This is a genomic window from Streptomyces sp. NPDC056600, assembly GCF_042792855.1.
Lineage (GTDB): Bacteria > Actinomycetota > Actinomycetes > Streptomycetales > Streptomycetaceae > Streptomyces.
The window spans coordinates 53,035-73,841 of the sequence record NZ_JBHTVQ010000037.1 but is presented as its reverse complement, the minus strand read 5'-3'; the positions used below and the strand labels follow the sequence as shown (position 1 = coordinate 73,841).

General features: G+C 73.7%; 18 protein-coding genes and 1 pseudogene. 10 read left to right on the top strand and 9 right to left on the bottom strand.

The window, feature by feature from the left end; genetic code table 11:
* Nucleotides 1–15 precede the first annotated feature (15 nt).
* The gene (locus ACFRAV_RS19260; RefSeq protein WP_382557101.1) at nt 16–738 is read right to left on the bottom strand and encodes an ABC transporter ATP-binding protein; all 723 of its coding nucleotides are present in this window, start codon (nt 736–738) and stop codon (nt 16–18) included.
* 1 nt (nt 739) lies between these two features.
* Entirely contained in the window at nt 740–1,615 is an 876-nt protein-coding gene (locus tag ACFRAV_RS19255) for an ABC transporter ATP-binding protein (RefSeq protein WP_382557099.1), read from the bottom strand.
* Between the two features lie 197 nt (nt 1,616–1,812).
* Here ACFRAV_RS19255 and ACFRAV_RS19250 point away from each other — a divergent pair, with 197 nt between their 5' ends.
* The 7 genes and pseudogenes from ACFRAV_RS19250 to ACFRAV_RS19220 form a co-directional block, all read left to right on the top strand.
* Nucleotides 1,813–3,084, top strand: coding sequence for a PucR family transcriptional regulator (locus tag ACFRAV_RS19250; RefSeq protein ID WP_382557097.1), 1,272 nt, complete (start codon nt 1,813–1,815; stop codon nt 3,082–3,084).
* Nucleotides 3,085–3,342: 258 nt separating this feature from the next.
* Nucleotides 3,343–5,127: a glycoside hydrolase domain-containing protein gene (locus ACFRAV_RS19245; RefSeq protein ID WP_382557095.1), complete on the top strand. Its 1,785-nt coding sequence runs from the start codon at nt 3,343–3,345 to the stop codon at nt 5,125–5,127.
* 51 nt (nt 5,128–5,178) lie between these two features.
* Nucleotides 5,179–6,117, top strand: coding sequence for a penicillin-insensitive murein endopeptidase (locus ACFRAV_RS19240; protein ID WP_382557092.1), 939 nt, complete (start codon nt 5,179–5,181; stop codon nt 6,115–6,117).
* Between the two features lie 122 nt (nt 6,118–6,239).
* Nucleotides 6,240–6,866, top strand: coding sequence for a nicotinamide riboside transporter PnuC (gene pnuC, locus ACFRAV_RS19235; RefSeq protein ID WP_382557089.1), 627 nt, complete (start codon nt 6,240–6,242; stop codon nt 6,864–6,866).
* A complete protein-coding gene (locus ACFRAV_RS19230) occupies nt 6,863–8,050 on the top strand; it encodes an AAA family ATPase (RefSeq protein WP_382557086.1) in 1,188 nt (395 codons plus the stop codon). Before pnuC ends, ACFRAV_RS19230 begins: the two co-directional genes overlap by 4 nt.
* Before the next feature lie 296 nt (nt 8,051–8,346).
* Nucleotides 8,347–8,694 (top strand): DUF1330 domain-containing protein, encoded by a 348-nt coding sequence (locus ACFRAV_RS19225; RefSeq protein WP_382557084.1) that lies wholly within the window; start codon nt 8,347–8,349, stop codon nt 8,692–8,694.
* A gap of 129 nt (nt 8,695–8,823) precedes the next feature.
* A pseudogene (locus ACFRAV_RS19220) lies at nt 8,824–9,453 on the top strand (NADPH-dependent F420 reductase); the annotation flags it as partial.
* A 197-nt stretch (nt 9,454–9,650) separates the two neighbouring features.
* Here the strand turns inward: ACFRAV_RS19220 and oxc are convergent.
* The 5 genes from oxc to ACFRAV_RS19195 all read right to left on the bottom strand — a co-directional run bounded on the left by oxc (nt 9,651) and on the right by ACFRAV_RS19195 (nt 14,945).
* A complete protein-coding gene (oxc, locus tag ACFRAV_RS19215; protein WP_382557082.1) occupies nt 9,651–11,384 on the bottom strand; it encodes an oxalyl-CoA decarboxylase in 1,734 nt (577 codons plus the stop codon).
* A gap of 216 nt (nt 11,385–11,600) precedes the next feature.
* Entirely contained in the window at nt 11,601–12,281 is a 681-nt protein-coding gene (gene leuE / locus ACFRAV_RS19210) for a leucine efflux protein LeuE (protein WP_382557080.1), read from the bottom strand.
* A gap of 128 nt (nt 12,282–12,409) precedes the next feature.
* Entirely contained in the window at nt 12,410–13,075 is a 666-nt protein-coding gene (locus ACFRAV_RS19205) for a 3-oxoacid CoA-transferase subunit B (RefSeq protein WP_382557078.1), read from the bottom strand.
* On the bottom strand, nt 13,072–13,743 hold the full coding sequence (locus ACFRAV_RS19200) for a 3-oxoacid CoA-transferase subunit A (RefSeq protein WP_382557076.1): 672 nt from the start codon (nt 13,741–13,743) through the stop codon (nt 13,072–13,074). The genes ACFRAV_RS19205 and ACFRAV_RS19200 overlap by 4 nt, the downstream gene beginning before the upstream one ends.
* Nucleotides 13,740–14,945 (bottom strand): thiolase family protein, encoded by a 1,206-nt coding sequence (locus ACFRAV_RS19195; RefSeq protein WP_382557073.1) that lies wholly within the window; start codon nt 14,943–14,945, stop codon nt 13,740–13,742. The genes ACFRAV_RS19200 and ACFRAV_RS19195 overlap by 4 nt, the downstream gene beginning before the upstream one ends.
* A 93-nt stretch (nt 14,946–15,038) precedes the next feature.
* Here ACFRAV_RS19195 and ACFRAV_RS19190 point away from each other — a divergent pair, with 93 nt between their 5' ends.
* From ACFRAV_RS19190 to ACFRAV_RS19180, 3 genes are all read left to right on the top strand, one after another.
* Nucleotides 15,039–15,923, top strand: coding sequence for a LysR substrate-binding domain-containing protein (locus ACFRAV_RS19190; RefSeq protein ID WP_382557071.1), 885 nt, complete (start codon nt 15,039–15,041; stop codon nt 15,921–15,923).
* 205 nt (nt 15,924–16,128) lie between these two features.
* Nucleotides 16,129–17,601, top strand: coding sequence for a hypothetical protein (locus tag ACFRAV_RS19185; protein ID WP_382557069.1), 1,473 nt, complete (start codon nt 16,129–16,131; stop codon nt 17,599–17,601).
* Nucleotides 17,598–18,764 carry a hypothetical protein gene (locus tag ACFRAV_RS19180; protein WP_382557067.1) on the top strand — a complete coding sequence of 389 codons (1,167 nt, stop codon included), beginning with the start codon at nt 17,598–17,600 and terminating at the stop codon, nt 18,762–18,764. The genes ACFRAV_RS19185 and ACFRAV_RS19180 overlap by 4 nt, the downstream gene beginning before the upstream one ends.
* A gap of 21 nt (nt 18,765–18,785) precedes the next feature.
* Here ACFRAV_RS19180 and ACFRAV_RS19175 read toward each other — a convergent pair whose 3' ends face one another.
* Both ACFRAV_RS19175 and ACFRAV_RS19170 read right to left on the bottom strand, forming a co-directional pair.
* Nucleotides 18,786–19,376 (bottom strand): flavodoxin family protein, encoded by a 591-nt coding sequence (locus tag ACFRAV_RS19175; protein ID WP_382557064.1) that lies wholly within the window; start codon nt 19,374–19,376, stop codon nt 18,786–18,788.
* A 101-nt stretch (nt 19,377–19,477) separates the two neighbouring features.
* On the bottom strand, nt 19,478–20,677 hold the full coding sequence (locus ACFRAV_RS19170; RefSeq protein ID WP_382557123.1) for an 8-amino-7-oxononanoate synthase: 1,200 nt from the start codon (nt 20,675–20,677) through the stop codon (nt 19,478–19,480).
* Between the last annotated feature and the right edge of the window lie 130 nt (nt 20,678–20,807).

Below are 20,807 nucleotides of genomic sequence, written 5' to 3'. Positions count from 1 at the left end.
GAGGTCTCCCGTGGGTCAGAAACCGAGGTAGGCATGGCGGAGCTTCTCGTCGGCGGCCAGCACGGCGGCCTCGGCCTCGACGACGACCTTGCCGAGGTTGAGCACCACTCCGGCGTCCGCGATGGACAGGGCGCTGCGGGCGTTCTGTTCGACCAGCACCACGGTCAGGCCCTCGCTCGCCACCAGGGAGCGCAGCAGGTCGAAGATCTGCGCCACGATGCGCGGGGCGAGGCCCAGCGAGGGCTCGTCGAGGAGCAGGACCTTGGGCGCGGCCATCAGCGCGCGGCCGATGACCAGCATCTGCCGCTCGCCACCGGACAGGACGTGGGCGGTGGCGTCGTAGCGTTCGCCGAGCACCGGGAAGAGGCGGCAGATCCGCTCGACGTCGGCGGAGCGGGAGCGGGAGCGGGAGCGGGAGCGGGACGGGCGGTGCAGGCCGCCCAGTCGGAGGTTCTCCTCCACGGTGAGCTCGGTGATCACGCCCCGGCCCTCGGGGACGTGGGCCAGGCCGAGCCGGGCCATGTCCTCGGCGGGCGTGCGGGTGATGTCGCGGCCGGCCAGCAGGACCTGTCCGCGCTCGGCCCGCACCAGGCCGGAGACGGTGCGCAGCAGGGTGGTCTTGCCGGCCCCGTTGGCGCCGAGGACGGCGGTGACCTTGCCCTCACGGGCGGTGAAGGACACCCCGTCCAGGGCGCGGACCGGTCCGTAGCCGGCCGTCAGATCGCGTACCTCGAACATGTCACTCCCCCGTCCCGGGCTGCCGGTCGCCGGCCTCGCCGCCGGCCCCCTGGCCGGCCTCGTCGCCGACCTCTTCACCGAGGTAGGCGGCGACGACGGCGGGGTCGCGGCGCACCTCCTCGGGTCCGCCACGGGCGATGACGCGGCCGAAGTCCAGGACGGTGATGTCGTCGCACACGCTCATCACCAGGTCCATGTGGTGCTCGACCAGCATCACGGCCATCCGGTCGGTCAGGCCGCGGATGAGCTCCCCGAGTTCGGCCATCTCGTCGCCGCCGAGACCGGCGGCCGGTTCGTCCAGCAGCAGGAGCTCCGGTTCGCCGACCAGGGCGCGGGCGAGGGCGACCCGTTTGCGGACCGGGTAGGGCAGGCTGCCGGGGAGGCGGTCGGCGTGGCGCTCCACGCCGAGCCGGGCCAGCGTCTCGCGGGCCCGTGCGGCGAGGGCGGCCTCGTCCCGGGCGCCGCGGCCGAGGCCGAACAGGGCGGAGGCGAAGCCGGACCGGGCGTGCCGGTCGGCGCCGACCATGACGTTCTCCAGCACGGTCATCCGGTCGAAGAGGCCGAGGCCCTGCAGGGTCCGGCCGATGCCGAGGGAGGCGAGCCGGTGCGGGCGCAGCCCGGTGAGCTCCTCGCCCTTCCAGAGCAGCCGGCCGCCGTCGGGGCGCACGAAGCCGCAGGCCACGTTGAACAGGGTGGTCTTGCCCGCGCCGTTGGGCCCGATGACGCCGAGCACCTGGCGGGGCGCCACGTCGAGCGACACCTCCGACAGCGCCCGGACACCGCCGAAGCGGACCGACACGTCGGTGACGGAGAAGAGGGCGCGGGGCCCGCCGGAGCGGTCCGTGGCGGTGGTGGACGCGGTCGTGGGTGGGCTCAAAGCGCGCTCCCTGTCTGCCCCTGCCGGGCCGGCCGCCCGGGGCGGCGCACCCGGCTGTTCGGCTGCGGCGATCCCCTACCGTGGGCGCTGTGCACAGATTCCGACATGGGCGGAGCGCACAAAGCTGCTGGTGCGCAGCGCCCTGGGGAAGACGCCCCTCTGGCGTGGCTGTGCGCCGCGTGCCATCCTCCGGGGGCATGGGCGATGGCATGGGCCTGACGACCGGCCGGTCGACGGAGACGTCGGGGTTCCCCGAGGGCGAGGGACTCGACGAGGACCTGCGGCACGCCGTCGAGAGCGCCTGGGCGTCACTGCTGCCCTCCGCGGACGCGATCGCCGACGACATCACCCTCACGCTGCTGGCCAAGGACTGGCACGGCGATCCGGGCGCCGAGCTGCGGGCGGACATCCGCTCGAGCGTCCGCGCGCACATCCACCGCGGCATCCGCACGATGGCGGGTCTGGCCCGCACCGGGGAGAGCACCGTGTACCTGTGGCGGGAGACCGGCCGGCGCCGGGCCCGCCAGGGGGTGCGCATGGAACATGTGCTGAACGCCTACAGTCTGGGCTCACGGGTGCTCTGGGAGGCGTTGCTGGAGCGGCACGGCCGGCCGGGCGAGCAGGTCGACGACCGGGTCCTGGTGCTGGCCGGCCGGCAGATCTGGGCGGCGCTCGACGTGCAGAACGCGACGCTGGTGGAGTCCTACCGCCGCGAGGAGGCCCGACTCCACAACCGGGACCTCCAGCGCCGCCAGCGCCTGCTGGACGGACTGGTGGAGGGGCGCGGCGCGGACCCGGTCTTCGCCACGGAGGCTCGTGAGGTGCTGGGCCTGGGCACGGGCGAGCCGGTGGCCTGTGTGGTGGCCCCTTTCGACGGCCTGCCCGACGGCCCGGTGCGCGGCGCGGAGGACCGCCTGGAGCGCCTCGGGGTGACCTCCTGCTGGCACGTCCGCGGCGACATCTGCTTCGCGCTGGTGGCCACCGGCGGTACCGGCGGCACCGACCTGGCCCCTCTGGTGCGCGCGCTGGAGCCGGTGGTCGTCGGCCGCGCCGGGGTGGCCGCCTCGCCCGACGGCCTGGCCGGCTTCGCCACCGCCTACCGGCTCGCCGCGCAGGCGGCCGACTCGGTCCCGCGGGGCACGACCGGGGTGGTTCCGGTGACCGACCGCCTGCCGGAGGTGCTGCTGCGCGCCTGCCCGGAGGCGACCGCCGTCCTGGTGGAGCAGACGGTGAGCCCGCTGCTCGCCCAGCCGCCCCACCAGGCGGCCGTCCTGCTCGACACCCTGCGCGCGCTGCTGGCGCACGACGGGTCGCCGACCCATGCCGCCAAGCAGCTGTTCTGCCACCGCAACACCGTCATCTACCGGATGCGGCAGATCGAGCAGCTCACCGGCCGGAGCCTGCGCGACCCCCGGGACCGCCTCCTGCTCGCCCTCGGCGAGATGGCCGCGCCCCCTTCAGCGGCCTAGACCTCTGTCGGTTCGCAGCGCCCGGCCGTGCCCTTCTCCGCCGCCACGGCGGGGTGTTGACATGCCCTCACCCGGCCGTCAGTCTCTCCCTGCCCGGCCGTTCAACGCGCATAGCACGCCGCCCGTCACCCACCGCACGTCGTCCACCGCCCGCCGCTCGATGTTCGTCGCCCGACGCGCACAGCACGCCGCTCCGTCTTGTCATGCGCCCGCCACACCCGCGGGCCGTCCCCACCCCCACCCGGCAAGGAGTGCCCGATGTCCCCCCAGCCCTCCCCCCACCATCGTTCCCCCCGCCGAAGACTCCGCTCGGCCACCGCGCTGCTGGCGGTGCTCGGCGGTCTCGGCGCCTCCTTCCTGAGCGCCCCGGCGCAGGCCTCCGAGGTCCGGGACGCCGGGGCCGGCTCCCGCACCGTCGCCTACCACGGCTACCGGCTCGACGTGCCCGCCGACTGGCAGGTCGTCGACCTGACCGAGAACCCGCGCGCCTGCGTCCGCTTCGACCGTCCCGCCGTGTACCTGGGCGCCCCCGGCGAGCAGAACGACTGCCCGGCCCATCTGGTCGGCCGCACCGCAGGCATCGTGGTGGAACCGATCACCGCCCGCTCGGCCGGGCAGGTCACCGCCGCGACGGCCCGCGCCCAGCGCGGCAGGGCCACCGTGCCGTCGGCGGTCTCCAGCGACGACACCGTCAGGGTCGCCGTGGAGGACGCGGGCGTCCTGGTGACCGCGGCCCACACCCCGGACACCGAGGACCTGGTGCGTGAGGTCCTCGGCACGGCGGAGCTCACCTCCGCCGCCCGGCGCACCGAACTCCCGCGCTCCGCCGGGCAGCCGGCCACGGTGGCGCCCCTCGCGGCGGCCGGCCCGCAGCCGGGCTCCTACCTCGGCAAGGGCTTCGACGCCTGCGCCGCGCCCTCGACGGCCGCCATGAACGCCTGGCAGACGAGCTCCCCGTACAGCGCCGTCGGCGTGTACATCAGCGGCTCCTTCCGCGGTTGTTCGCAGCCCAACCTGACGGCGAGCTGGGTGACCTCCCAGACCTCCAACGGCTGGCGCCTCTTCCCCATCGACGTCGGCCGCCAGGCCCCGTGCACCAGCTTCTCGCTGAAGATGTCCGCCGACCCGGCCACCGCCAAGTCGCAGGGCGTCAGCGCGGCGGCCACCGCGATCACCGCCGCCTCCAACCTGGGCATCCCGGCGGGCAGCACCATCTACAGCGACATCGAGGCGTACACCTCGACCGCCTCCTGCAAGGCGGCGGTGCTGTCCTACCTCTCCGGCTGGACCGAGCGCCTGCACAGCGGCGGCTATCTCTCGGGCTTCTACTCGAGCGCCGCCTCCGGCATCAAGGACGCCGCCGCGGAGTACAACAACTCCGCCTACACCCGCGTCGACCACCTCTTCTACGCCTGGTGGAACAGCGCGGCCGACACCAACACCGGCACCTACGTGCCGTCCACGTACTGGGCGAACCACCAGCGGATCCACCAGTACGTCGGCGAGGTCACCGAGTCCTACGGCGGTTACTCGATCAACATCGACCGCGACTACCTCGACGTCGGCGCCGGCGGCACCTCGCCGACGCCCACCTGCTCCGGGGCCAACCTGAACTTCTCCGCCTACGCCACGGTGCAGACCGGCTCGAGCGGTGAACTGGTCAAGGCGGCCCAGTGCCTGCTGACCGCCGCGGGTTACAGCGCGGGCACCCCGGACGGCGTCTTCGGCACGGCCACGGCGACCGCGGCCCGCAACTTCCAGAGCGCCAAGGGCCTCAGCGCCGACGGCGTGGTCGGCCCGAAGACGTGGACGGCGCTGCTCTCCCGCGGAGCCGCCACCGTCGTGCAGAGCGGTTCGTCCGGGGAGCCGGTGACCCGGCTGCAGCGGGCGCTGACCGCGGCGCTGGGACGGACGGTGGGCATCGACGGCAGCTTCGGCCCCGCCACCGACCAGGCCGTGCGCGACTACCAGTCCTCACGCGGACTGACCGTCGACGGCATCGTCGGCTCCGGCACCTGGGGCGCGCTCCAGGCGGGGCGGTGACGTGAACCCATGAGACACGGGAGACCCATGAGACACCGGAGAGGGGTATCCATGCGGCGACTGCGTCACCTCGTCGTCCTGTCCGCCGCCCTCACCGGGCTGCTGCTCGGTGCGGGCGTCCCCGCCCAGGCGTTCGCCCAGGCCGCCTTCCCGCTGGCCGCGAGCGGCAGCCGGGGCACCGACGTCCTCGCGCTCCAGCACCTGCTGACCGCGCACGGGCGCTCGGTGGCCACCGACGGCGTCTTCGGCTCGGGCACCCAGAGCGCCGTCGTCGCCTTCCAGCAGTCCAAGGGCCTGGCCGCGGACGGCGTGGTCGGCGCCGCCACCTGGGGCGCGCTGGTCCTCACCGTCCGCGAGGGCGACAACGGCCCCGCGGTGAAGGCCCTCCAAGCCGCGCTGAACGCCAAGCGGGGCTCCGGGCTCACGGTGGACGGGGACTTCGGGCCGGCCACCGCCTCCGCGGTGCGCACCTTCCAGTCGCACGCCGGGCTGGGCGTGGACGGCATCGTCGGCCCGGCCACCTGGAAGAACCTGCTCTGGCACTACGAGAAGATCGATTTCGGCCCCGGCACGATGTGCGCCCAGAGCCCGGACGGCAACGCCAACGCACACTGGGCGACCTCCGGCGCCGTCGCCCAACTGGAGGCAGCCGCCGCCGCGTTCGCCGCCACCGGCAACGGCAAGCTGCCGGTGGGTGACGCGGGCTTCGAGCACGGCGGCGACATCGCGGGCCACGCCAGTCACGAGGTCGGCATGGACATCGACGTGTGGCCGGCCCGCACCGACTCCGCCCAGTGCACCGCCGGCCGCATCACCTGGCAGTCCTCCACCTACGACCGCGCGGCCACCCGCCGCCTGGTCCAGGAGATCCGCGCCAAGGCGCCCGGACGGGTGGAGCTGATCTTCTTCAACGACCCCCAGCTCATCGCCGAGGGCCTGACGACGAGCTACGCCAACCACGACAACCACCTGCACATCCGCTACCGGTAGTTCCGGCCACGGACCGGGACCGGGGCCTCGGCCTCGGTCCCGCGTGTCGTGCGCGTCACGGAAATTTCCTTTGCGTCCACGGCAGGTCGCCGCTTATCGTCGCTGAGACGAAAAGAGGCTTCATGGACCTGCTGAACGCGCTACGCGAACCACTCTTCACCTGGCTGGGCACCCCCGTCAGCTGGACGGAGCTGCTCGGCTTCGGCAGCGGCGCCCTGTGCGTCTGGCTCGTCGCCCGGCAGCACATCGCCAACTGGCCCATCGGCATCGCCAACAACCTGCTGTTCATCCTCCTCTTCACCGACTCCGGCCTGTACGCCGACGCGGCGCTGCAGGTGGTCTTCATCGCCCTGGCCTGTTACGGCTGGTGGGCCTGGATCAACGGCGGCGGCGGCGAACGGCTGCGGGTGCGGCGCACCGGCAGCCGTGAGTGGGCCTGGCTGCTGTCCGCCGGCGCGGTCGGCTTCGTCGCGCTCTGGCTGCTGCTGGACCACGCCACCGACTCGACGGTGCCGCAGTGGGACGCGCTGACCACCGCCCTGTCCTTGATGGCGACCTACGGGCAGTGCCGCAAGCGGGTGGAGTCGTGGTGGATCTGGATCACCGCGGACCTCGTCTACATCCCGCTGTACGCGTACAAGGACCTCTACCTGACGTCCCTGCTGTACGCCGGTTTCCTGGTGCTGTGCGTGCAGGGTCTGCGCTCCTGGCGTCGCGCGCTGCGCCACGAGGTGGTGGCGGCGGCATGAGGTACGGACACGGCCTGGTGCTCGGCAAGTTCTATCCCCCGCACGCCGGGCACCACCACCTGGTGCGGACCGCCGCCGAGCGGTGCGACCGGCTGACGGTGCTGGTGTGCGCCTCCACGGTGGAGTCGGTGCCCCTCGCGGACCGCGTGGCGTGGATGCGCCAGGAGCATCCGGGGTGCGAGGTCGTGGGCACGATGGACGAGGTTCCGGTCGACCTCACGGATCCGGACGTCTGGGCGGCGCACGTGGAGATTTTCCGCGCCGCCGTCCCCGGGCGGATCGACGCGGTCTTCACCTCCGAGTCCTACGGCGAGGAGCTGGGCCGCCGGATGGGCGCCGCCTCCGTCCTGGTGGACCCGGACCGCACGGCCTACCCCGTCTCCGGCACCGCCGTCCGCGAGGATCCCGTCGGCTGCTGGCAGTTCCTCGCGCCGGCGGTGCGGGGCGCGCTCGCCCGGCGCGTCGTCGTCCTCGGCGCGGAGTCGACGGGCACCACGACGCTGGCACGGGCGCTCGCCGCGCACTACCGCGAACGCGGCGGGGTGTGGGCGGACACCCGCTGGGTTCCGGAGTACGGGAGGGAGTTCAGCGAGCGCAAGCTGGACGAGCTGGGCCCCGACGGGAGTTGGGCCGACGTCTCGTTCGCCTCGGAGGAGTTCCCGCTGATCGCCGCCGAGCAGCTGGCCCGTGAGGACCGGGCGGCGCGGGAGGGCTCACCCGTGCTGTTCTGCGACACGGACGCGTTCGCGACGACGATCTGGCACGAGCGGTACATGGGGTCCGCCGACCCGGCGGTGGCCCGCGTCGCGGAGGAGGGCCGCCGCCAGCACCTGTGGCTGCTCACGGACCACACCGACGTCCCCTTCGAGGACGACGGCCTGCGCGACGGCGAGCACCTACGCCCGTGGATGACCTCCCGCTTCGAGGCCGAACTGACCCGCACGGGGCGCCCCTTCCGCGTCCTGCGCGGCTCCCCGGCCGGCCGCGTGTCGGAGGCGGTGGCAGCCGTGGAGGAACTGCTCGCGGACGGCTGGGGGTTCACGGACCCGCTGCCGGAGCGGCGGGGCGGACCGGAGGGCGCGGCAGGGCCCGTGTTCCCGGCTCCGTCGGCGCCACGGGACCCGGCTCGAGAGGTCGCGTCGAGGGCTGCGGGAAGCCGGTCGGCGGTTCCGGCCGAAGGGTGAGCGCGGGGGTAAGCGCTGGGGGCGCGAGCCGGGGGTGAGAGGGTGCCGGGACGGGTCGGCGCGAGCACACCGCGTCCGCGGCCCGGTTCGCGGCCGGTCCGCCCCGGCGTCGGCCCCGCCGCGTCCCGCCCCGCCGCGTCCGCGCCGCCACCTCCCATCCCGCTCGCCCCGCCCGTCCGCCCGCTCGCCCCGCCCGCCCGCTCGCCCCGTCCGTCCGTCCGTCCGGATAAGCCGTGGCCCACGCCCCGCAGCGGTGCCAGGATCGGGATGTTCGGAGCCCGAGGACAGGAGAAACGATGCCCGCGTACGCCATCGCGCACCTGAGGGACGCCGCCCCGCATCCGGAGATCGCCGAGTACATCGAGCGCGTCACGGCCACCTTCGAGCCCTTCGGCGGCCGCTTCCTGGTGCACGCCACCCCGCACGAGGTGAAGGAGGGGAGCTGGCCCGGGGGCGTGGTGGTGGTCGGCTTCCCGGGGATCGAGGAGGCGCGGGCCTGGTGGGACTCCCCCGCCTACCGGGAGATCGCCCCGCTGCGCTCGCGCCACATCGACGGCGACATCATCCTGGTCGAGGGCATGCCCGAGGGGTACGACGCGACGGTGACCGCCAAGGCGATGCGGGACGGGCTGACCAGGGCCTGACGCGCGCCGCCGGACGGCCCGCCGTCCCTCGCGGGGCACGGCGGGCCGCCGCACGGAATAGCGGGCTGCGCCACTGGGGTTGTCTCTCCCTGACAGACGTATGCATGCGCATTCGACGAAGGGTCGGACATGAAGATCGGCATCATCGGCGCGGGCAACATCGGCGGCAACCTCACCCGGCGGCTCACCGCCCTCGGGCACGACGTCTCCGTCTCCAACTCGCGCGGTCCCGAGACCCTGACCGCGCTGGCCGAGGAGACCGGCGCGACGCCGGTCCGGGCCGAAGAGGCGGCGCGGGGCGCGGAGATCGTCGTCGTCACCGTCCCGCTCAAGGCGGTCCCGGAGCTGCCCGCCGGGCTGCTGGACGGGGCCGCCGAGGGGGTCGCGGTGATCGACACCGGCAACTACTACCCGCGCGAGCGCGACGGCCGGATCGCGGAGATCGAGGACGGGGGCATCACCGAGAGCCGCTGGACCGAGCGCCGCATCGGCCACCCCGTGATCAAGGCCTTCAACGGCACCTACGCCCAGGACATCCTCGACCGTCCCCGCCCGGCCGGCGACCCGGACCGTATCGCCCTGCCGGTCGCCGGCGACGACGAGGCCGCCAAGGCCACGGTGCGGGCGCTCATCGACGAACTGGGCTTCGACGCGGTCGACGCGGGCGGCATCGACGACAGCTGGCGCCAGCAGCCGGCCACGCCGGTGTACGGGCTTCGCGAGGGCGTGGACAGCGTGACCAAGGCGCTGGCTGACGCGCCCGGGGTGCCCCCGCGGGTGTGCGGGGGCTGCCCGGCCGCCCCCGGGGCGCGGCCGCCCGGTTGCCGGGGGGGGGGACCGGCCGCCCCCCCGCCGCCCCCCCACCGCTCTCACTGCCTGACCGGGACGACCTCCCTGTCCCGCAAGGGAGGCAAGCTCACCCGCCCGCACCGGATCCCCCGGGCCCCGGCTGGGCGTCACTTCTTCGCGGTGAGCCCTTTCGGGTTCAGGTGCCCGATGTTGCCGCTCTCCGAGCCGTCCGCCGGGTCGATCACGCAGTCGATCAGCGCGGGTCCGCCCGCCGCCAACGCCTCCCGCAGCATGGCGGCCACCTCCTCGGGCGTTGTCGCCCGGTAGCCCTTGCCGCCGAACGCCTCGATCATCACATCGTGGCGTGCCTTCAGGACGGTCGGCGCCGGGTCGCCGTTGGGGGATGCCTCGTCCCCGCGGTACACACCGCTGTTGTTGAGGACCACGGTGACGATCGGCAGGCCGTAACGGCAGACGGCCTCGATCTCCATGCCGCTGAACCCGAAGGCGCTGTCGCCCTCCAGGGCGACGACCGGCTCCCCGGTCTCCACGGCGGCGGCGATCGCGTAGCCCATGCCGATGCCCATGACGCCCCAGGTGCCGCTGTCCAGACGATGGCGCGGCACCCGCATGCCGATGGTGTTCCGGGCGAGGTCGAGCGCGTTGGCTCCCTCGTTGACCAGGTAGACGCGCGGGTTCTCGGCCAGGACGTCCCGGACCGCCTGCAGTGCCCCGAGGAACCGCATCGGGTGCGCTTCCATGGCGGCCTGGAGGCGCTTGGACATCTTCGCCACGTTCTGCGCCGACCGCCCGGCGAGTTCGTCCCGCCAGGCGGCCGGCGCGGAGATCCGGCCGGGCTTGCTCCGCTCGGCCAGTGCCTCCATCACGGAGCCGATGTCGCCGACCAGCGGGGCGGCGATGGGCTGGTTGCTGTCCATCTCGCCCGCGGCGATGTCGACCTGCACGAACCGGGCGTCGGGGTTCCACTGGGGCGCGTCGCCGTGTCCCAGCAGCCAGTTGAGCCGCGCGCCGACCAGCATCACGACGTCGGCCCGCTTCAGGGCCAGCGAGCGCGCGGTGGCCGCGGACTGCGGGTGGTCGTCGGGCAGCAGACCCTTCGCCATCGACATGGGGACGTAGGGGATGCCGGTGGACTCCACGAAGGCCCGGATCGCCTCGTCGGCGCGGGCGTAGGCGGCTCCCTTGCCGAGGACGATCAGAGGCCGCTCGGCCCGCGCCAGCAGGTCGATCGCCCGGTCCACGGCGGCCGGCTGGGGCAGTTGGCGCGGCGCGGGGTCGACCAGCCGCCACAGCGAGGCCGCGCCCTTGTCCGCGTCGACGATCTCCCCGAGCACGGCGGCGGGGATGTCCAGGTAGACCCCGCCGGGACGGCCGGAGACCGCCGTGCGCAGGGCGCGCGCGATGCCGCGGCCGATGTCCTCGGCGCGGGAGATGCGGAAGGCCGCCTTGGCGAACTGCTTGGCGGCGGAGAGCTGGTCCATCTCCTCGTAGTCGCCGCGCTGGAGGTCCACCAGGTGGCGTTCGCTGGAGCCGGAGATCTGGACCATCGGGAAGCAGTTGGTGGTGGCGTTGGCCAGCGCCACCAGCCCGTTGAGGAAGCCGGGCGCGGAGACCGTCAGGCAGATGCCGGGCCGCTGGGTGAGGAAGCCGGCCGCGGCCGCGGCGTGTCCGGCGTCGCTCTCGTGCCGGAAGCCGATGTAGCGGATGCCCGACCTCTGGGCGAGCCGCGCCAGGTCGGTGACGGGGATGCCGACGACCCCGTAGAGGGTCTCGACCCCGTTGAGCTTCAGCGCGTCGACGACCAGGTGGATCCCGTCGGTGAGGGCGGCGGGGGCTTCGGCGCCTCCCGTCCCGGTGTCCTGCGCGACAGTGTGCGTCATCGTCCGGTTCCTCCGTCTCTCGCGGTGCTCCGCCTGGACGGCTGCTCGCCCGGGGCGAATCCGATATTGTATGCAGTATCCACGTGCACTGTATGCAGTATTCCCGGGGTGGACGGAGGACGCCATACCGCGTGCGCCACCAATCCGCGTCGACGCGGCAGCACGAAGGCCCCGACCGTGAACGGCCGGGGCCTTGCGGTGGTGGAGCGGAGAGAGTCAGGCGCTCGCGAGCGAGAGCTTCGCGGCGAAGCCGAGGAAGAGCGCGCCCGCCGCGGAGGAGGCGCCGGCCGACAGCCGCCTGCGGCGCCGGAAGGCCGCGGCGAGCCGGGTGCCGCCGAAGATCAGCGCGCTCAGGTACAGGACGCTGCCGATCTGCGCGAAGGCGCCCAGGACCAGGAAGGAGAGCGCCGGGTAGGCGTAGTTCGGGTCGACGAACTGCACGAAGAAGGAGATGAAGAAGAGGATCGCCTTGGGGTTGAGGAGGCTGACCACGAAGGCGCGCCGGAAGGGGCGTTCGACCTTGCCGCCCGACTCCCCCGCCGCCGCGGCCGCGACCGTCTCGGCCGTGCCGCCCGCCTCGTGCCGGGTGCGCCACATCTCCCAGCCCGACCGCAGCATGCCGATCGCCACCCACGCCAGGTAGGCCGCGCCCACGTACTTCACGATGCCGAAGAGCATGGCGTTGGTCTGGAACAGCGAGGCCACTCCCGCCGCCGACAGCGTCATCAGCACCGTGTCGCCGCAGAACACGCCGGCCGCCCCGGCATAGCCGGCGCGTACGCCGCGCCTGGCGGCGACGGAGAGCACGTAGAGGGAGTTGGGACCCGGCAGCAGGACGATCAGCAGGACGCCCGCCAGGTAGGTCGGGAGATTGACGACACCGAACGACGAGAACATGACCGGAGTGTCACACGAAAGGGCGGTTATGGCGATCATCTGCCCGCTATCCGGACGGAGCCGTTCCGCAAGGCGTGACTGCCTTCGCGGAACGGCTCCGGTGTGCGGCCCGCTGGGGGTGCCTGGTCTCAGGCGGTGAGCAGCGGCACGTCGAGGCGCTCGGCGAGCTCCTCGACCGTGATGCCGAAGGTGGCGGTGGCCCGCACGCCCTCGGGGGTGATGTCGAAGACGGCGAGGTCGGTGTAGACGCGGTCGACGCAGTCCAGCCCGGTGAGCGGGTAGGTGCACTCGGGCACCAGCTTCGCCGAGCCGTCCTTGGCGAAGAGCGTCATCATCACGAACACCTTCTTGGCGCCGATGGCGAGGTCCATCGCCCCGCCGACCGCCGGGATGGCGTCGGGCGCGCCGGTGTGCCAGTTGGCCAGGTCGCCCCGGCCGGAGACCTGGAAGGCGCCGAGGACGCAGATGTCCAGGTGTCCGCCGCGCATCATGGCGAAGGAGTCCGCGTGGTGGAAGTAGGCGGCGCCGGGCAACTCGGTGACCGGCACCTTGCCGGCGTTGGTCAGGTCGGGGTCGATCTCGCCCTCCTTGGCCGCCGGCCCCATGTTGAGCATGCCGTTCTCGGTGTGGAGGACCACTCCGGAGTCGGCGGGGAGGTGGTCGGCGACCAGGGTCGGCTGGCCGATGCCCAGGTTGACGAAGGCGCCCTGCGGGATGTCGCGGGCCACCAGGGCCGCCATCTCGTGCTTGCCGAGCGGGGCGCCGGTGTCGGTCGCGGTGTTCATGGCGTTCATGCGCGCTGAGCCTCCTGCACCACGCGGTCGACGTAGATGCTCGGGGTGACGACGGCCTCGGGGTCGAGGCTGCCGGTCTCGACGATCTCGCGGACCTGCGCGATCACCGTGGTGGCGGCCGTGGCCATCACCGGTCCGAAGTTGCGGGCGGTCCTGCGGTAGACCAGGTTGCCCATGCGGTCGGCGCGGTACGCGCCGATCAGCGCGACGTCGCCCTTGATCGGGTACTCCAGGACGTGGGTGCGGCCGTCGATCTCCCGGGTCTCCTTGCCCTCGGCGAGGAGGGTTCCGGCGCCGGTGGGGCAGTAGAAGGCGCCGATACCGGCTCCGGCGGCCCGCATCCGCTCGGCGAGGTTGCCCTGCGGGACGACCTCGAGCTCGATCCGGCCGGACCGGTAGAGGTCGTCGAAGACCCAGGAGTCGGCCTGGCGCGGGAAGGAGCAGATCACCTTGCGGACGCGGCCCTTGGCGAGCAGCGCCGCGAGTCCGGTGTCGCCGTTGCCGGCGTTGTTGGAGACCACGGTGAGGTCCTTGGCGCCCTGGCGTATCAGGGCGTCGATCAGCTCGACCGGCATGCCGGCCATGCCGAAGCCTCCGACGAGCACGGTGGAGCCGTCCTCGATCCCGGCCACCGCCTCGTCGGCGTGTTCGCACAGCTGGACGGTCATCGGGTGCCTCCGGTGACGTTCTCGAGGACGACGGCGAGCGCCTGGCCGACGCCGATGCAGATGGCCGCGACGCCCCAGCGCTCGCCCGACACCTCGAGCCGGCGGGCCAGGGTGCCGAGGATCCGGCCGCCGGACGCGCCGAGCGGGTGGCCGAGGGCGATCGCGCCGCCCTTGGTGTTGACGATCTCCGGGTCGATCCCCCAGGCGTCCACACAGGCCAGCGACTGCACGGCGAAGGCCTCGTTGAGCTCGACGGCGGCGACGTCCGACCAGGAGATGCCCGCGCGCCCCAGCGCACGGTTCGCGGCCTCCACGGGTGCGAAGCCGAACTCCTGCGGGTCCAGGGCGAAGACGCCCCGTCCGGCGAACCGGGCGAGAGGCTCCGACCCGATGCGGGCGGCGGCCTCGCCGGAGCCGAGCAGCACCGCGGAGGCGCCGTCGCTGAGCGGCGAGGCGTTGCCGGCCGTGATGGCGCCGTCGGGGCGGAAGGAGGGCTTGAGGCCGGCGAGCTTCTCGGCCGAGGAGCCGGGGCGGATACCCTCGTCCCGGGTGAGCTCGCCGCCCTTGCGGTCGACGACGACGGGGATCACCTGGTCGTCGTAGAAGCCCGCGTTCCACGCCGCGTCGGCGAGGTGGTGGGAGCGGGCGGCGAACTCGTCCTGCCGTTCGCGGGAGATCGAGAAGCGGTCGGCCAGTTGCTCGTTGGCCTCGCCGAGGGAGACGGTCCATTCCTTCGGCATGCGCTCGTTGACCAGCCGCCAGCCGAGGGTGGTGGACACCGCGGTGACGTTGCCGGCCGGGAAGGCGCGCCCGGGCTTGGGCATGACCCAGGGGGCACGGGTCATGGACTCCACGCCGCCGGTGAGCACGATGTCCGCGTCGCCCGTCTCGATGGCGCGGGATCCCATGATGGCGGCGTCCAGCGAGGAGCCGCAGAGCCGGTTGACCGTGGTGGCGGGCACCGACGTGGGCAGGCCGGCCAGCAGGACGGCCATCCTGCCGACATTGCGGTTGTCCTCGCCCGCGCCGTTGGCGTTGCCCCACACGACGTCGCCGATCTCGGCGGGGTCGAGGTCGGGGACCTTGCCCAGGACGCCCTTGACGGCCGCCGCTGCGAGGTCGTCGGGCCGGACGTCGGCGAGGGCCCCGGAGAACTTCCCGAAGGGCGTGCGGGCTGCTGCGTACAGATAGCTCTCGGTCACCTACTCACCGTACGAGCCGCCACTTGTTCGCGTCCAAGACACAGTGCGCATGGATTGATAAGCCGCTCTTATCAGTGGCGGTACAGTGGAGGCATGGAACTCCGCCAGCTCCGCCACTTCCTCGCCCTGGCCGAGGAGTGCCATTTCGGCCGTGCGGCGGCCCGCCTGCACGTGGCGCAGCCCGCACTGTCCCAGCTGGTCAAGCAGCTGGAGCGGGAGCTGGGGGTCTCCCTCTTCCACCGCTCGACGCGGCATGTGGAGCTGACGGAGGCGGGCCACCACCTGGTCGGTCACGCCCGCGCGCTGGTGGCCGAGGAGGAGCGGGCGCTGGCCCACATGCGGGAGCTGGCCACCGGCCACGCCGGGAAGGTCTCGGTCGGCTTCATCGGCACGGCCACCTACGACGTACTGCCCCGGGTCGCCCGGACGGTCCGGGCGCGGCTGCCCCGGGTCACCCTGGACCTGCGGGGCGAGACCCTCACCCCGCAGCTGGTCGAGGGGTTGCGTTCGGGCGCGTTCGACCTGGCCGTCCTGCGGGGCGCCGTCGACGCGGAGGACATCAGCACCCTCCCGCTGCGCTCGGAGCCGCTGGTGGCGGTGCTGCCCGCCCACCACCGGCTGGCCGGCCGGCACAGTGTGCCGCTGGCGGACCTGGCCGAGGAGCCGTTCGTCATCCACCCCTCGCAGCACCGGTCGTCGATGTACGACCTGGTGCTGGCGGCCTGCCGGCGGGCGGGTTTCGAGCCGGCGCAGGTCCTCGAGGTCGGCGAGACGGCGACCCTGGTGGTGCTGGTCGCCGCGGGGCACGGCGTGGCCCTGGTCCCCGCCTCGGTCCAGAGCCTGCACGTCGAGGGGGTGACCTATGTGCCGCTCACCGGCGGCGAGTCGGTCGACCTGCTCCTGGCGCGCCGGGCCCGGCGCGACCCGGCGGCCGTCGACCAGGTCGCCGCGGTCGTCGTGGACTGCGCGGGCGGCTGACCGCGGAGATCCCCAGGCCGAGGCCGCGGACCGCGGTGTTTTACCCGGTGGAGGCGGCGCCCCGGCCTCTGTTACGGTCGCGCTGCCGGCCGCGGGACTCCGGTGCGACTTCCGGAACCTGCCTTTGAAGCAATGATTCGCAGCTCGTGCCCCCATTCCCCGGCCGGCCTTCGCACATCCGGTCGCACATTCGGGGGGACAGACCATGGAGACCTTCGGCGACCTCGTCGCCGCCGACGACGTGCTGCTCTTCGTCAACGCGGCGATCACCGCTACCGGGCAGCGGGAGTTCCACGCCTCGGCGGGCGAGCAGAGCCTGTCGCTGGACTTCCTGCACGCCTACATGCTGGGCAACTACCGCGATCTGTACGCGGGTGTCCTGGCGCTCGACGTCAACGACCACAACGTGGTGCTGATCGTGCGCCGCCTGCTGGAGACCTCCGGCGAGGCCACCGCCGAGCAGCGCCGCCGTGAGGGCCGCCTGATCGCGGCACGGCTGGCGTCGCTGCCCCCGCCGCGGGTGTACAGGCTGTTCGGCGCGCTGCGCCGCGCCCGGGTGAACAACCGCCGGACCCGCGCGATCATGCGCGACTGGCTGGCCGCCCGCCCGGATCCGGCACTCGACGCGGTGAAGTACCGGGGCGCCTTCAAGGCGGCGCTGCGCCACGCCCATCTGCCGCCCGCCGGGGCCGAGTTGTCCGACTTCCTCTTCTCCCCCCACGCGCGTGCCCACTACGCCGCGCCGCTTCTGGAGACCTGGCGCCGCGCCCACCACGAGAAGGCGGCCCTGTACGACCTCCCGTACACGGTGGCCGAGGGGTTCGCCGCCCGGCAGGGCGTCCCCCGGGCCGTGTTCCTGGAGCGCATCGCGCCGCGGATGACCCGCACGGAGACGCTGCGGCTGCAGGAGTCCGCCCTGCGGCACGGCGCCGCCGACGTACGGGCCGACCTGACGCGGATGCCGCTGACCCGGCTCGCCTCGTACGTGCTCTCGCTGCCCCTCGAGGACCGCGTCCGCCGGCGCGCGGAGCTCACCGGCGCCCTGGAGGCCGCGGCCCGCCGGGCCGCCGGGCCGCTGCGGGGGCGCTGGGGCAAGGTCACCGCCGTCCTCGACGACAGTTTCTCCGCCTACGGTTCGGGGGTGAAGCGGCGCCGTCCGCTGGCCGTCGCCCTGGCCTGCCATCACCTGCTGGGGGCGCTGGCCGAGGACTACACCGCCCTGTGGACGTCCGGCCGTGACGACGCCCTGCTCGCCTTCCCGCACGGGCCGACCCCGCTCGGCCGACGGATCATCGACGCCCTGGACACCGCCCCGTCGCGGCTGGTGATCGTCTCGGACGGCTGGGACAACGCGCCGCCCGGACTGGCCGCCGAGGTGCTGCGCGTGTGGCGGACCCGGCTCGACCCGGCGCGGCGCACCAGCGTCGTGCACCTCAACCCGGTGTACGACTCCGGCGGCTTCGACGTGCGCCGCCTCTCCCCCACGGTGCCCACCGCGGGCATCCGCGACGCGGAGGACCTGGCCGCCCTGGTGGAGCTCGCCCAGTTCGCCGAGGGCCGCACCGGCCTGGCCGAGCTGACCGCGTACCTGGAGGAGCGCGCGGCCCGGCTGCTGGCCCGCACCACCGACGACCGCACCACCGACGACCGCATCGCCCACGGCGGGAGGACCCGATGAGCGCTCCCGCGCCGTCCGCACCCGACCTGACCGGTCTGCGCACCCTGCCCGCCCAGGTGTGGGGCGCCGTACGCCTGGTCCCGCTCGTCCGCGACGCGCCCGTCGAGGACCTGCGGCTCGGCGCGCGGGCCTACGACGCGGCGGCCGGCCTGGTGGAGACCGGTCCGCGCGAGGCCTACTTCTCCTACGTGCCGCACGGATTCGTCGCCACCTGGACGAAGGACGGCTCCCCGGCCGCCTCCTACGGCACCCGGCTGTCCGCCGACAGGGACCTCACGCCCACCGAGGCGATGCCGCTGCGCATCCACCGCCGGCTGGCCCGCCGCGAGGCCAAGGACCGGCTCCGCTTCCTGCCGCTCCACCTGGCGCTGGAGGGCTACCTGGCGCTGCACTTCAACGGCCCGTCGATCGCCTGGGAGGAGTGGTCGCAGCGGGCGATCCGCAACGGCCTGTCCCCTCGTGCCGAGCAGGCCTACGCCGGGGCGGCCGTGGACGGACTCGCCGAGGCCCTGCGGGTGTTCGAGATCCACCCCGGCCAGTGCGGGGTCCTGCTGTACACCGCCGACGCCCTCGCGGCCGCGTTCGTGGTCCCCCATCCCGACGACTACCGCGCCCTGCACGCGACTCTGCTGCAGGACCTGTACGGCGACCTGGTGTACCACTACGCCATGCTGATGCCGCCCGTGCCGGAGTTCCGGGCCGAGCTCGGCGGGACGCGGATCCGCTCCCTGGCCGACCTGCGCGCCGCCGCGTCGCAACAGGAGGCCCAGTGGGCGGAGTTCCACGACGGGACGATGGCCGCGGGGCTGCTCCGGGAGGCGTACGCCTGGCAGTCGGTGTACCGCCTCGGGCGCTTCACCCTTTCGCGCTTCCTGCCCGCCTTCCGCCCTCACCGGGAGAACCACATCGGCGAGGCGATCACCGACGAACGGGGCCGGATCGCCTACCTCAAGACGTTCCGCCTCTCCGAGAGCCAGATCCGCCGAGGCCACCTGCTCGACCGGCTCGCCGCCCACGACTGGCATCTGGCGGACACGGCCGCGGACTTCGGCATCACGGAGGCGGCCCTGGCGCTGCGCCTGGAGAACGCCGGCTTCGGCAACCTGCTGCGCCAGGACGTCCTCGACTGCTACCGGCGGCAGCGGCGCGTGGGCCAGGGCTGACCGTCCGCCGCCGGGAGACGTCTACCGCCCGGCGGAACGGGCGAGCGAGGCCTCCTGGGCGAAGAAGGTCTTGGCGCGCCTCAGTGCCCGCGCGTCGTCCAGGACCTGCCCGGGGCCGGAGCCGTTGCCCAGCAGCAGGCCCCCGTCGCGCATCCGCAGGTAGGCGGCGGTGTTGCCCAGCATGAGCCGCAGCGGCTCGGCGACCGTCTCGTCCCGGTCCCCCATGGCCGCGACGCCCCAGAGGGTGCCGCCGGCCATCCGGGCCCGGAAGTCCAGGTCGGGAACGGTCAGCCACTTGGACCAGTGGTCCAGGTACGCCTTGGTCCACGACGAGACCGAGTACCAGTACAGCGGCGAGGCGATCACGATGTCGGTGGCCGCGAGGGTGGCTTCCCGCAGCAGCGCCTCGTTCTCCGCCTCCGGCCCGCTCACCTCGGGCCAGGGCTCGCCGGAGTGGCGTGCGTCGGCGTAGCCGGCCAGGGGCAGCCGCGCCAGGTCCAGCCACCGCTGCTCGACGCCGTCGGGAAGTTGCTCGGCCGCGGCGCGCGCCAGCGTCTCGGTGTTGCCGCCCTGCCGGGCGCTGCCGAGGAGGAAGAGGAACGAACGGTTCACAGGTGCTCCCGGTGTCGCGGTCGAACGTCGACGCGTCGATGCGTCGGCGCTGTGTACGGCCCCAACTCCCTTGCGGGCGCAACTATTTCCGACGCGCCGTATCAGGATGCGGTGTCGGTCTCCCGCCGGGCCGCGGTCGGCGCGGTCGCGAGGACCGTGTGCACCGCCGTGCGGATCTGCCGGTCGGTGAGGTCCGCGCGGGCGGTCAGCCGCAGCCGTGAGACGCCGTCGGGGACGGACGGGGGCCGGAAGCACCCGACCAGCAGGCCGGCCGCCCGGCAGTCGGCGGCCCAGCGCAGGGCCGCCTCCGGCGACGGCGCCCGCACGGAGACCACCGCCGCGTCCGGCCGTGCCGCGGTGAGGCCCGCCGCCGTGAGACCTTCGTGCAGGGCGGACGCCACTTCCCGGGCACGCGCCGCGCGCTCCGGTTCGCGCTCCAGGAGGCCCAGCGCGGCCAGGGCCGCTCCGGCGGCGGCCGGGGCGAGACCGGTGTCGAAGATGAACGTCCGCGCGGTGTTGACCAGGTGCTCGACCACCCTGGCCGGGCCGAGCACGGCGCCGCCCTGACTCCCGAGGGACTTGGAGAGGGTCACCGTCGCCACCGTGTCGGGTGCGCCCGCGAGCCCGGCCGCGTGCACCGCCCCGCGGCCGCCGTCCCCGAGCACGCCCAGGCCGTGGGCGTCGTCGACCAGCAGCGCGGCGCCCGCAGCACGGCAGACGTCCGCCAGGGCGCCGAGCGGCGCGGCGTCGCCGTCGACGGAGAAGACGGAGTCGGTGACGACCAGGGACCGGCGGCCCGGGTGGGCGGCCAGGGTCTTGCGCACGGCCTCGGGATCGGCGTGCGGCACCACAGCGGTCTCACCCCGCCCGAGGCGGCAACCGTCCACGATCGAGGCGTGGTTGCCCGCGTCGGAGACGACCAGACCGTCCTGGTGACCGCCGAGCGCGGTGAGCGCGGCGAGGTTGGCGGCGTATCCGGAGGAGAACACCAGGGCCGCCTCGAATCCGCAGAACCGGGCGAGCGCGGCCTCGAGTTCGGTGTGCAGCGCGATCGTTCCCGAGACCAGCCGGGAGCCGGTCGCCCCGGCGCCCCAGCGGACGGCCGCGGCGCCCGCGGCAGCCGTGACCTCGGGATGGCGGGTGAGGCCGAGGTAGTCGTTTCCGGCCAGATCCAGCGGCGCGTCCTCACCGGCCGCCTCCTCCGCCCCGCGGGGGCGAAGGGCCCGCACCAGGCCCGCCCGTTCGCGACGGCGGGCCTCCTCGTCGATCCATTCGAAGGCGTCCTGGCAGGCCAGCGGCATGGCGGTCCGGTCCTCGTCTCGGTGGTGCGGGCGCAACGGACCGACCCTAGCCGCAGTCGGCCGGTCACGACGTGTGGTCATCCACACACGCCATCCCGCGCCTTGTTGTCCGTTTCCTCCTTTGCCTGGT